The organism is Desulfobacter sp. UBA2225 (genome assembly GCF_002348205.1).
Taxonomy (GTDB): domain Bacteria; phylum Desulfobacterota; class Desulfobacteria; order Desulfobacterales; family Desulfobacteraceae; genus Desulfobacter; species Desulfobacter postgatei.
This window is the reverse complement of record NZ_DDYV01000252.1, coordinates 16,836-29,147: the sequence shown is the minus strand read 5'-3', so window position 1 is coordinate 29,147 and position 12,312 is coordinate 16,836. Positions and strand designations below refer to the sequence as shown.

General features: G+C 46.8%; 11 protein-coding genes. 3 read left to right on the top strand and 8 right to left on the bottom strand.

Annotation, left to right across the window (positions count from 1 at the left end; genetic code table 11):
- The 6 genes from B3D59_RS12570 to B3D59_RS12545 all read right to left on the bottom strand — a co-directional run.
- Positions 1–233: beta-ketoacyl synthase N-terminal-like domain-containing protein (locus tag B3D59_RS12570; RefSeq protein WP_286820179.1), on the bottom strand; the 233-nt coding region annotated here is incomplete at its 3' end.
- A 6-nt stretch (positions 234–239) separates the two neighbouring features.
- Positions 240–1,628, bottom strand: a complete 1,389-nt coding sequence (locus B3D59_RS12565; protein WP_286820178.1) for an AMP-binding protein — start codon at positions 1,626–1,628, stop codon at positions 240–242.
- Positions 1,629–1,975: 347 nt separating this feature from the next.
- Positions 1,976–3,046 carry a hypothetical protein gene (locus B3D59_RS12560; RefSeq protein WP_286820177.1) on the bottom strand — a complete coding sequence of 357 codons (1,071 nt, stop codon included), beginning with the start codon at positions 3,044–3,046 and terminating at the stop codon, positions 1,976–1,978.
- A gap of 230 nt (positions 3,047–3,276) precedes the next feature.
- Positions 3,277–4,377: a class I SAM-dependent methyltransferase gene (locus B3D59_RS12555; protein ID WP_286820176.1), complete on the bottom strand. Its 1,101-nt coding sequence runs from the start codon at positions 4,375–4,377 to the stop codon at positions 3,277–3,279.
- Between the two features lie 120 nt (positions 4,378–4,497).
- Complete coding sequence (locus tag B3D59_RS12550; protein WP_286820175.1) at positions 4,498–5,814, bottom strand: type II toxin-antitoxin system HipA family toxin; 1,317 nt, start codon at positions 5,812–5,814, stop codon at positions 4,498–4,500.
- Positions 5,808–6,128 carry a helix-turn-helix domain-containing protein gene (locus B3D59_RS12545; RefSeq protein ID WP_286820174.1) on the bottom strand — a complete coding sequence of 107 codons (321 nt, stop codon included), beginning with the start codon at positions 6,126–6,128 and terminating at the stop codon, positions 5,808–5,810. The genes B3D59_RS12550 and B3D59_RS12545 overlap by 7 nt, the downstream gene beginning before the upstream one ends.
- 169 nt (positions 6,129–6,297) lie before the next feature.
- On the opposite strand from B3D59_RS12545, the gene B3D59_RS12540 reads away from it, so the two are divergent.
- On the top strand, positions 6,298–6,576 hold the full coding sequence (locus B3D59_RS12540) for a hypothetical protein (protein ID WP_286820173.1): 279 nt from the start codon (positions 6,298–6,300) through the stop codon (positions 6,574–6,576).
- A gap of 41 nt (positions 6,577–6,617) precedes the next feature.
- Here the strand turns inward: B3D59_RS12540 and B3D59_RS12535 are convergent, their stop codons facing one another.
- Positions 6,618–7,133, bottom strand: coding sequence for a YkgJ family cysteine cluster protein (locus tag B3D59_RS12535; protein ID WP_286820172.1), 516 nt, complete (start codon positions 7,131–7,133; stop codon positions 6,618–6,620).
- Between the two features lie 815 nt (positions 7,134–7,948).
- On the opposite strand from B3D59_RS12535, the gene B3D59_RS12530 reads away from it, so the two are divergent.
- Positions 7,949–8,398, top strand: a complete 450-nt coding sequence (locus B3D59_RS12530; protein ID WP_286820171.1) for an archease — start codon at positions 7,949–7,951, stop codon at positions 8,396–8,398.
- A 30-nt stretch (positions 8,399–8,428) separates the two neighbouring features.
- A complete protein-coding gene (locus B3D59_RS12525) occupies positions 8,429–9,880 on the top strand; it encodes an RtcB family protein (RefSeq protein ID WP_286820170.1) in 1,452 nt (483 codons plus the stop codon).
- A 124-nt stretch (positions 9,881–10,004) separates the two neighbouring features.
- Here B3D59_RS12525 and B3D59_RS12520 read toward each other — a convergent pair whose 3' ends face one another.
- Entirely contained in the window at positions 10,005–12,281 is a 2,277-nt protein-coding gene (locus tag B3D59_RS12520; protein WP_286820169.1) for a tetratricopeptide repeat protein, read from the bottom strand.
- Positions 12,282–12,312: the final 31 nt, after the last annotated feature.

The following is a 12,312-nucleotide window of genomic DNA, read 5'->3' as shown; positions in this document are numbered from 1 at the left end:
GCAACAAAAGCCACCGGTCCCATTGTTTTTCGATGGTTTCGTTCAAAGTGATATGTCTTGGGATAATCAATGCTGCCATAAACACCGGACTGTATAAACCCGGACAGAAATCCGTCATCTTTAAGCTCTTTAACCCCGGAAATCCCTTGGGTCAGATGCCGGATGATCTCATCATCCGTATCCCCGATGGGGGAGATAACGCCATATCCTGTTATAACGACTCTACGGTTCATTTTTCCTTAGCCGGCCTCCGCTTCAAACAAGGCCGCAACAGCAGCGCGGTCATACTTGCCGGAACGGGTCATGGGTATTTGATCGATAACCTTGATCCACCGTGGATGGGCTGCCGCTTCAAGACGACCTGAAAGAAATAGCCGAATATCCCCAGGTGTGCAGGTCCCTTCCACAAGCGCACAAATATCAAAGGCCCTGCCCCGGGGAACGGCCTTTGCCAGAACAAGCGCATCCCTGATACCGTCCATTGCCTTTAAAACCGACCCGACGCGGTCCAGGTCAACCCGGAGGCCGGCTATTTTCACAACAGCATCAGATCTGCCAAGGATGGCAAAGCGGTTGCCGGAACATTTTTTTACCCTGTCCGGGACCAGATAAAAACCCGCATCATTCCGACTAATTTCAGACGAAATAAAAGGGGAACGGATTTTTAAGGATTCCTCTGCAATACAGGTTTCAATGACATCAAAAGGGGAAAAAAAAGTCTCACCTCGTCCCCGGCATCTAAAGGCGATGCCGCCGGTTTCTGTTGAACCGTAAACCTCCATCACAAAAACGTTATTGAGTTGGCGAAAATTCCTTTCATCCGCCTCATCCAGAACGCCTGCCGAAGAAAAAGCCAGACGCAGGCCATGACCGGAAAAATCATGATCTTTCAAGGCCCTGAAATGGGCCGGTACGCTGACAAGAATGGTTGCAGCCGTATCCGTCACCGTATTGACAATCTCATGGGGAAATCCGCAGGTTTGATCAACCACCCTTGCGCCTGCCAGCAAAGGGGCAACCACGGAAAACAGCAGACCGTATATATGATGGGGCGGCACCGTGGCGACCACCACGTCATCACAGGAGATCTGATGCTCACCCACATGAAATAGGGCTTCGCCCATGATATTCTCCACGGTCTTTGTCCATATGGTCGGCGTCCCTGTTGAGCCGCCGGTATAAAGTTTAAGCAGGGGCGCACCCGGGTCAATGCCGGCGTTTAAGGCTATGGGAGTAGGACTGTGGCCGTCCGGGGTAACAAAAAGTTCTTTAAAACGATCAGGCAACATCCTGTCCGGATCCGTCACCACCCATGTATGTTCCGGGTCACTTGCCAGATCCATAAGCGCCCCGTCCGAGATATCATGGGGCAGAATCAGTATGGGCCCGCCGGCCAGCGCCGCAACAATTGCAGCAGCTATGACAGCCCGATCCATGGTAAATATGGCAAGGTATCCCCTCTGGTGATGCGTTTCAGCACACCTGTCAAGAATGGCATGGGCCATGGCATGGATATCCCCATAGGTGCATTTCCCGCAAAAAGCTCTGTCACGCGCACCGGCCATCTTCAAAGTCAAAAGGTCAGCCACGGCCTGTTCAGTCAAACAATGCAATGCATCGATTTTCATAAGTCACTGACCCTTGCAACAAAAAATCCCAGGGGCATTAAAATGCAGGGCAAAAATTCCGATGCAGCCAGGAGATATTTCAAGATATTATACACCCGCAAATTATTTTTTTTACACACAAGGCTATAATGAAACGCCTATGGTAGATAAGAGACTGTGAACTGTCAAGGATAAATCAGGACGCCCTTGGGGTGAGTTGCGCGTGCTGCATGTTCCGATTCATTATGGGGAAAAAGTGTCTTCCTATCAGTCGAGATGATGGGTTCCGGCAAAGGGAGAAGAAAGCATCGTGTGTCGCTGCCGTCCCATACCGGAACCTGAAACAATATTGGTTTTGAATGTATGCGCTATTCTTCGTATTTGATTTTAACTTTCAATTTTTTCAAATCATCCGGCGTAAAGGGTTCGGCGTAAACTGCCATCTGGACAAGCGGTTTTGTCTTTGGTTCGAACGGCACCCACTGCTCCCCTTTCTTTTCCAAAAAAGGCCAATTCAACAGATCCGGAACAACAGGAATGATTCCTTTGTAAAATTCGAGTTTGCCGTCCTTAAATACGGCCGGGGTAAATGTTTGGGATGACGCAAGGGTTTTGACCGCTTCCGTGCCGTGGCATTGCTCACACTTTCTTCCTTCTTTCATAATTGAATGGGTAAAATAAGGCACGTAAGAAATAAACGGTTCGTTGTTTTTTCCAACCAAGGTTTGCATGGTCCCGCTTGTCACTGTTCCTTTGTACTTTACTAAAAGCAAAAAGTCTTTGGCTTTCATTGCAAAGCTTTTAGGTTTGGATTTTGTCTTGGCAAGTACACCGAAGTGACAATTATAACAGGTCATGGAATTTTGTACATGACAAGCGTTGCATGCCAATTTGCCCTTATGAACGGTATGGGACTTCGTGTCCGGAAGCGCGGGATAATCTTGCGTATCTTTTGTGTGACAGTTTGTGCATGCCGTATCCATTGCGCCGTCCTGTCTCATACTGCTGTAGATTTTTCCATCTCCGTGAACCTCTTTCTTGCTATGACAATCCATGCAGCCCATGTTGCTTGCTGCATGGACCCCCTGGCATTCATGCATCTCATCATATTTGCGTGTGGCTTCCTCCCGGGCATGGCATTTAAGGCAGGTATCACTTGACCGGGCTATTTCGGTTGAGTAAACAAGGCCTTCTTCTGTTTTCTGGAGATGGCAATCATCACAACTTTGCACATGACAGTTCTTACATCCAAGGGAGTTGTACGGTACCCCGCTTATCGCCATGAAACCGTCCTTGGCCTCATACCAATAACGCATGCCTTCACCGGTGTGATGTAAGCTTGAGATAAAACAGCCCTGTTGTTCTTCGGCATGGAGAGGCCCACCGAACAGAATCAGCAAGGATACAAAAAACAGAATAAAACAAAATTTGCACTTCATCTTTTCTTTTTCTCCTTTCTTTTTGTGAATAACGACCAATAGCAAACGGCTTTGCCATAACGAAACATAAGGATCTCAGACCAATTACTAAACGATCGTTCAAATAAACACGCATGATTAGTCTCTCAAATCTCAACATATTGCGTCAAATTTAATTAGGAGACACAAAAAATTGAGCGAAGTCCTAGTTATGAACTCCGCCCCATATTTTTCAAACTTCAGAGAAAAAGTCAATCAACAATCAGGCAGACACTATTTGAAGTTGTCCGGCATCTTATAAGGGTATGGCCCATTCCAAGTCCGTCATCAACCGATTCAATGCACAAACCCGCCTTTGTGATGAGACATTCTATCTGCGAAAACCGGTACATACGGCTGTTTCCATTTGCCATGGCTGTAAAATAGGGTGAAGAATTGATTAGACAATATGCAGCAATTTCATGTTTTTGGCGGTCCCAGTATGTATCCAGAATGAACAAGTTGCCTTGGGGGGCCAATGCCGCCTTTGCCCGTTCAAGCAAACTTGAAATCTGCTCCTCGGAAAAACAGACCAGAAACTGACTCATCCATACCGCATCAAAACCGCCGGGAAACGGGGCTTTCGGATCGAGCAGATCACAAATAGGATATTCGGTGATTCTATTGCCGAAACCTTGTGCCGCAATATTCTCTTTTGCTTTGGCAAGCTGTCCGGGCAAATCCATCATAGTGACATGGACATCCGGATTATGGCGAACACATTGGATGGCAAATTTTCCGGTATTTGCGCCGATGTCCAGAAGTGACTTCGGTTTAAGGTCAAATACATAGGGCAAGGCGTCGGGAAAGGCAGAGTCACTGTAGAAGTGGTCAAAAGCAAACCAACTTTTTTGCGCCTTGGGGGGCAGATGGCTTAATGCTTCGTAAATTGTGGGCCACTTGCCAAACACTTCCAACCCGGAAGGCTTCCCTGTTGCAATCGCCTGATCTAACCGAAAAAGCCCCTCATAGCAGACGTCATGGATAAAATCCATGTTCACTTTGGTTAGTTCATCATTGAGCAGAAAATGTCCGACGTTGGTTAGCAGATAGCAATCATCCTTGATCTCCAAAACGTCCTGGCTAAGTCCGGTTTCACACAGAACGGTTACCCCGTACCAAGAGACGCCTGTTTGTTCTGCAATCGCTTCGGTTTTAAGCCCGGTCTTTCCGGCCGCTTCAATAACGTTGAGAATGTTCAGATCCCTCAGCAGACGTACCGCTTGGAACACCACAGGTGCAAAGGCAATTTTTTGCGCCTCATAACGTGCCCTGAGCACCTCTTTTTTGCCGGAATCAAATTTTTTATCCACTATTCACCTCACAACAAACTATAAGTGATAAAACAACGACTGCAAAATGCGGGAAATATCAGAAAGAAGATTTCAGATACAACAAGACTCTTTCCAGCTCAGTAACAATCGCATATAATTTCAAAGTGTCCCATTAAGCGTATGCAAATTGTCTTGAATGGTCTGCAGCAATTCTTTTCTTACTTTTGTCCGGTTTGCAAAATCCTTCCAGCTCTTGACCACTGTATTGATTTGCCTAATTATTTTTTCCCCTTTTTTTATGTTGTTTGCCTTGGCAATCGTCATTAAATCTTCTTTATCTATATCCCTGTGTTTTCCATTTATGCTTAACGTCTGCTGATTTACCCACACATTTTTAGAATCATACGAATAACAGACATCATATGCCGGCGAAAGTCTCCATTCTCCACCCTGTTTCAACTGAAACGAAAAATTTTTAGTGTGATCATCACAATTGGTTGCCAGAACATTAAATACCATTCGCCGAAACATTTGTTCTGCTTCCGGATATTTCAAACGCAATAAACGCATGGTTTGAAATACCCGCTCATAACTGTATCCGTAAATATTATTATAGTCATAATGCTGAATTGCACATAGGGTCTGGATATGATGCCGGATATCGTTTCCCTGTCGATCGAATCGTTTCGTCATAAAGTGAGCCCGGTTGCTTTCTTCTATCAATTCGCATTCTGTCATCTCAATGCCACATTCCTTTGCCATTTCATAATATGCGTATTCAACACGTCCCCAGCCATGACTCTGGCCCAATTGCGCACCGCTTACACCGTCAAGCTTTATAAGCCAATGTTCAAATCCCTTGGGTATAATGGTCTGACCCGATCTAACTTCTTTTGTTTTTTTATTGTAAGCGACAACCGCCTTGGGTCTTGCCCCACCTGCAGAAGTTCCGATTTTCAAGAGTTCTTCCATAGCGCGCTGATCATCGGCACTGACATTTATTTCAAAACGCTCTCTTTCCGATAGTACTCTTTTAGTAACATCGACAAGGCTGGCAATCTCGACAGAAAATGTGTTTTTGCCTGCTTTCAACCACGCAGGCTCAAACTCCAGCGCCCCCATTCCCCTGGTGCCGATAAAACATAATTTTTCGACCGGATTCATGCTGTCAGGCGGACGGCCATTTTGGGCCAGCCATGTTTCAATCAGCTGATTGCCATATTTATCAGGCAGGGAGTCTGCAAGCAAACCGGGTAACCCTTTAAACGTATCCCCTGTCATATCTTTTGACGGACGTAGATCGGGAAAGCTGTATACCCGGCTGCCGTTGCTGACAGGCATTTTTATCGGAGAAATATCCCAGTTTTTTTCTATAAAACTTTTATCAAACTGGAAACTTGCCAATTGCTGTGCAGTATCCCACCTGACAACCCCTACAAACGTATCCCAGATATGTACATATGCATAATCTACCACCCCAAATCCCCATTTGAATCATTTGCTTTAGGTTTATGCCTTGCTCTTTTTTTTTCTTTCTCTTTTAATCTGGCATACTCTATCGGGCTGATTGATTCCTCAATGGTGAATATGCTCAACAAATTGAGCAGATCAAGCACCCTCAATATCTGGATAAGGGTAGCAAGCGTTATGGATCCGCCATTTTCTATTTGGCTCACGGTCCAACGGTTGATGCCGGCATCTTCTGCGATTTGAGCCTGTGTTTTGTTCTGTTCCAGTCGCTGATGTCTAATATATGCACCAATGGCGCCTATGATTGCTTTATCCGACATTGCGACCCAATTTTTGTTTGTTTTTCCCATCATTATACTAAACAATCTTGTTATATGTTGGCATTAACCAACATATAACAAGATATACAAACAAGAACAACAAAAATAAAATCTAAATGAAAACCTGCTTGCCGTTAAACAGAACACCCAACTGCTGGGCCGCCACATTGTGAAAACCATGGGCCAAGCCCTTGGGCGAATTGCCGCAAACCCGAAGTTAAGGGCTGAAGATGTGAACTGGTACCTGCCCCATTACTCATCACACTATTTCAGGGATAAATTTTATCAGGTCATGAAGGAGACCGGGTTTGAAGTCCTCTATGATAAATGGTTTACCAACCTGCCCTATACAGGCAATGTCGGCTCAGCATCCATTTACATCATCATGGAAGAACTGTTCTGCTTTATTCCTGAAAGGGACGGTTTTCCCATTGTTTTACGCTGCTGACCGTGGTGTAGGATGACAGCAGGGTCAGCAGACCCATTAATTTAAGAATTACTTCCTGTTTTACAAAAATCAAACGCCTTTCCATGTCGTTCGGTATACAATTCACTATAGAGCAAATGTTGCCAACCAACAGCTTTTTCCATGGACATGTTGAGTCTGTCCAGAATGGTAAACCCATCCTTTTCTTTGGAAATGGGGCACGTATCATCAATGCCTATGATGTCTGTTTCGGTATACATATACGGATGCAATTGACAGACAAGCGGTCTGGATTCAAAAGGTAGAACACACCCTGTTTTTGTCAGCATTCCGCAGCTTTTATCTGAACTTCGCTTAAGAACCCTTAACAGTCCTTCCGGGTTCAATACCAAGGGCAACCAAGCCTGATCGTAGAAAGGGTCAAGATACCAGGGTTCAGGTTCCTCCATCGTAAAAAAATCATTATGCCCTACACGGGCATTGATGCGCTGTAGATCGCCTAATGTCAAAACAATTTGTCTGTTAATGCAACAGGAACCTCCTGCCAACACACATGAGATACATGGTATATCGTTCATCGAAGTGATTTAACTCCCGTATAAAGGGTGTGGAATTCTCCTCCCATCCTTTCCTTTAATTTTCAGTTTCAGTTTTCTTAATCTTCTGGAATCCGTCTCCGAGTGATTCTCTCTCTTTTTTCTTTTATTTACTCAGGTTTTTATTGTTATTGCCTCACAAGTGGCTCTATAGGCTTAATCAGCTTACAAACAAACCACAAGCAATAGTCATGCTATATGCTTTATATTCAATGACAGAAGAAACCGGACGCACAGGTGGCTATTTTTTCGAAAAACTGGACCTGAAATGTCCTATGGATACAGAGCAGGACGATTCTTGTCTGATTTAGGCGAATGTTGTCCATGACCCTGGCCTTCCGGGGCGTCTTCGGCATTCATGTCTGTTCCGTATTCAGGAGGCCTCGGAGTTGCTTAGGAACGAATTTTAAATAACTTGCCCATTTCAAAACAGGCGACCATTGTAGGCTGTACGTTTGAAATTTCTAACTGGGCATCTTATTTCGTGCTCATTCCTTAAAGAACGGGTCATAAATGAAAACTTCCTGAAAAATATAACCGGAGTAGGTTCGATAATCCGCTCCAACGTCAGCATCCAGAGAAAACCCATAATTGAATTTGATGTTTTTGGCAAACTGGCTTATAAAGAACTATTGACGGGCTCCTTCATATATAAGGGATGTTTGGCAGCTAACTTTTACAACAAGGACCCGTGAAAAATCAAATAGGGTTACAAACAATTCGAACTGCTGTTCGGTAAACTGCTCTCTTCTATAACACTGCTTCTGTTACTTTGAAGTAGTTAAAAAGGGAAGATAATGCCGACAAAATCTTTGCCGGAATCCTTTCATACCTTCTATGATCCAGGATTTGAAGAAATGGAGCATACCGCCGACTGTGCGCTTCACGTTTGGGGGCAAAACCTGAACGAGTTACTGCTGAACGCAGCTCGCGGCATGAACAGCCTGATCGCCTTTGATCTTTCCTCTATTCCTGATAATATAGAAAAACACTTTGAATTGGCGGCCATAGATGCCGAAAGCCTTCTGGTGGAATGGTTAAGCGAACTGGCCTATTGGGCTGAAACACAGATGCTCATCTTCCGGCGGTTTGACCTGTACAACGTCACGCCGACCCATTTGCAGGCTGTTATGCACGGAGGTCATGCCTCACGCTTAAAAAGGCATATAAAGGCGGTGACCTATCACAACCTGAAAATTGTCGAGACAAAAAAAGGGGTGGAAGCGACTGTGGTGTTGGACGTATAATCATACGGGAAATTACAAGGACGATGCAAGATGATCAGCAGCCATGATTTTAAGCAAATCAACAAATACCTGTACGAAATCCCCAGGTCCTTTCGTGCCGACATGCGCGTGCCGGCCCGGTTTTACGCGGATGCGGAACTGCAAAAGGCTATACAGGGCGATCGAAGTCTGGAACAACTGGTCAATACAGCCACCCTTCCGGGAATTGTCAAATACGCACTGGCCATGCCCGACATGCATCAGGGATATGGCTTCCCGATCGGCGGCGTGGTCGCCACCCAACTCCCTGATGGAATCATCTCGCCCGGCGGTGTGGGCTATGATATCAACTGCGGCGTGCGCCTGCTGGCAACACAACTGGAAAAAGAAGAAGCAGCCCCTTATCTGGAGGATTTGGCGTCGGCGCTCTACGCCAACTGCCCCAGCGGCCTCGGCAAAGGAGGCCATATAAAGCTTAAGGCGGGTGAACTGGATCTCTTGGTCGTAAAAGGAGCAAAATGGGCCTTGAAACGTGGCTATGCCACCGAGTCTGACCTGGAACGAACCGAAGAGGGTGGCTGCTTGGAGGGCGCCGATCCAGGCAAGGTCAGTGACAGAGCCAAAAATCGAGGCCAGGACCAGGTCGGTACCTTGGGCTCAGGCAACCACTTCATTGAGATAGATATGGTCGACCGGATTTTCGACGAACCGGCCGCCAGGCGCATGGGCATCTTCCACAACCAGGTGACCGTCCAGATCCATTCCGGCTCACGCGGCTTTGGACATCAGATATGCAGTGATTATGTCAAACGTCTTCAAAAAACGATTCAACAATACGGCTTTAGTTTGCCGGACCGGGAACTGGTTTGCGCACCCCTCAGCAGCCCGGAAGGACAAGATTATTTGGCAGCAATGAAAGCCGCCGCCAACTATGCCTTCGTCAACCGGCAAGTCCTCACCTATCATATCCGCCGCAGCTTTGAACAGGTATTGGCCGGAAAGGTAAAAAATCACCATGTGTACCAGGTGTACGACCTCGCTCACAACATGGCCAGAATCGAAGAACACGAGGTGGACGGGCGCCGGATAAAGGTATGCGTTCATCGAAAAGGCGCAACACGCGCCTTTGGCCCCGGATCACCGCTACTGCCCGGGATATACCGTGACATCGGCCAGCCGGTTCTGGTACCCGGCTCAATGGGAACAGCCAGTTGGGTGCTGGTCGGCACGGAAGGTTCCATGGCGCAAACCTTCGGGTCCATATGCCACGGGGCAGGACGCATAATGAGCCGCAGCAAAGCCAAAAATGCTGTACGGGGTGCCAAACTGCGCGAGGAATTAGAGGCGGGCGGCATCCATGTACGGGTCGGCAGCATGTCCGGCCTGGCCGAAGAAGCACCGAGCGCATATAAAGACGTAGACCGGGTGATCGAGGTGGTTCACGGCGCAGGCATCGCCAAAAAAGTGGCCCGATTGATTCCGCTTGCCGTCATCAAGGGTTAGGGAGATGAGAGACTCCATTAACATTAAAGGTAAATTCCCAACTATGTTTTAAGTAACGCTATTTATAATTAGGACTCAGACTCAATTTGCCGTAAAAAACAAGCCGTAAAGAAAATCAGCCCAGTTAAATCTGCTCAAGAATCTTTCTGGCCTCATCTGCCCCTTTAAAGTCTTTTTCCAGTTCAAGTGCCCTCTCCAGATATTTCTTTGCATTGATGTAATCCCATTTTTTGTTATAAGCCAGGCCCAGGTGGTAGTTAAAAACGGGATTTTCAGGCTCCTTTTCGACGCAGCTGGAAAACTCTTCAATGGCCGAATCATAGACGCCTTTTTTATAGTAGATCCAGCCTAGGGTATCCATGATGGCCGGAATCTCCCCGCCCAGTTCCTTGGCCTTCCTGGCCATATCCAGGGCATTGTTCATCTCCTTGTTCCGTTCGGCAAAGAAAAAGGCCAGGTTGTTCAGGGCCGGAACATGTTGCGGATTAAGCTCAAGAACCTTTTTGTAATGTGTCTGGGCCAGATCGTCTTCGCCTTTTTTTTCGTAAAATGTCCCAAGATAGAAATGGGGGGCAGACTGATCCGGTCGCTGGGCTAACAGATTTTTATATGTTTCAAGCTCTTTTTCATCATTTTTTTCCGAATGAAAGATTTTAGCCAGTGAAAAGTAGGGTTGAATAAATTTCGGATTGTTCTGAATGGACAGCTCAAAGGCTTTTATTGCGGCATCCGTATGTCCAAGGGCCATGAAAAGGTCTCCCCTGAGCCCCTGAATGATGGACACGACAACGGGGGAGGCATCTGCCATGGCGTCAAGATGGGCATCACACCTGTGAAGGGCTGTCTGGTAGTCTTTTTGGGCGCTGTACAACCGGATAATGTTGATAAAAACATCCATAAGGTTCGGGTTGATGGTCAGAGCTTTTTCATAGGCATCCAGGGCCTTGTCCGGTTGTTTATCCATCACGTAAAGATTGCCCAGCCTGAACAGGGCAGCCGGATTCTGCGGATGGGTTTCGATCAGGTCCTCATAAACAGCCCGGGCTTTTTTCATCTCTTTCCGGGCGGCGTAAATATTTCCCTTCAATAAAAGGGCGTTATAGTTTTTGGGACTTAGTTTCAATGCCTCATTTATTTCAGTCTCGGCCAGAAAATAATCTGCCTGCTTGAAATAGATATCTGCCATCATAATCCTGGCTTTGAGGTTACGGGGATTCTTTTCCAGGGTTTTGGCAAGATACGCCATGGCTTGATCTGTTTTTCCCTCTTCCAGCAGCACCGATCCCATCAAGAAATTGTACAAAACAGAATCCGGCTCATCTTTTAACAAGGAGAGGAAAATCTGCCCGGCCTGATCCAGTTTTTTCCGGGTTATCAGCAATTGTCCTTTAAGGACCTTGGCCTGGGGAAAGTCGGGGCGTACCGCCAATACCTCATCAACGAGTTCCTCGGCTTTTTTGTACGCCTTGTGAAGAAAATAAAAATCCGCATACACGGTTTTCAAACCGGCATCGTCCGGATGGACGGCCAGGGCTTTTTTGATAAATTTTTCTGCTTTGTCCGGCTGCTCATTGGCATTGTAGAACCGGGCAATGAGCATATAAGGCAGGGGATTGTCCGGAGCCAGTTCAACCGCCTTTAAGAAGGACGCCTCGGCCAGGCTGTTTTCCTGCCGGTCGGCATGGAAGGTGGCCAGCATGATCCTGGGTTGAACTGCTTCAGGTTTTTGGCGGACCAGGTCTTCTAAAACGGCCTGGGCTTTGTCATAGGATTTGTGGGCAAGGTAATACATGAATAATGCCCGGCTGATATTCAGGTCATCCGGGGTCCCTTGGACGGCCCTTTTCAGGATGGCTTCGGCCCTGGCGAATTCTCCCTGGGCCTCGTATATCCTTGCAAGGAGCAGCATGGCCTTGGTCTGTTTGGGATCCAGCGCAAGAATCCGGTCATAGATAGGTTCCAGGGTTTCCAGTCCCGCTTTTTCGCTGCCCAGAATCCCGGCTTTCAAATATAGACCCGTGATGTTGTCCGGATCAGCAGCAAGGACCTGTTCCACTTTTTTTTCCGCCTCAGGCTTTTTATTGGCCAGAAAATAAATCGAGGCCAGCTGGAGTTTGGTTTCAAGATTATCCGGTTCCAGCTGCTCCAGCCGTAAAAATGTGCCAAAGGCCTCCTGAGCCTTTTTCTGCTTGAGATAGGCCTGGGCCAGAAGATGGTAGGCCTGGACCGAATCCGGCGTCAGCTTGAGGGCATTTTTCAACTGGATTTCAGCTTTGGCATATTCCTGCTTCTCAAAATAAGCGTTTCCTTCCCGGATAAAGGTGTCGGCTTTTTCCTGTTCGGAAGCACAGCCTTGAAGGGCGATAAAAAAAATCAAAAAAAAGGGTAACAAGCGGTTCATGTTTTCCTCCTGAAAGGTTGGCCCCTTTATT

Excerpts from the sequence above, each read along its gene's own strand:
- B3D59_RS12565 (WP_286820178.1), bottom strand. The coding sequence starts at position 1,628 with ATGAAAATCGATGCATTGCATTGTTTGACTGAACAGGCCGTGGCTGAC.
- B3D59_RS12560 (WP_286820177.1), bottom strand. The coding sequence starts at position 3,046 with ATGAAGTGCAAATTTTGTTTTATTCTGTTTTTTGTATCCTTGCTGATT.
- B3D59_RS12545 (WP_286820174.1), bottom strand. The coding sequence starts at position 6,128 with ATGTCGGATAAAGCAATCATAGGCGCCATTGGTGCATATATTAGACAT.
- B3D59_RS12535 (WP_286820172.1), bottom strand. The coding sequence starts at position 7,133 with ATGAACGATATACCATGTATCTCATGTGTGTTGGCAGGAGGTTCCTGT.
- B3D59_RS12530 (WP_286820171.1), top strand. The coding sequence starts at position 7,949 with ATGCCGACAAAATCTTTGCCGGAATCCTTTCATACCTTCTATGATCCA.
- B3D59_RS12525 (WP_286820170.1), top strand. The coding sequence starts at position 8,429 with ATGATCAGCAGCCATGATTTTAAGCAAATCAACAAATACCTGTACGAA.
- B3D59_RS12520 (WP_286820169.1), bottom strand. The coding sequence starts at position 12,281 with ATGAACCGCTTGTTACCCTTTTTTTTGATTTTTTTTATCGCCCTTCAA.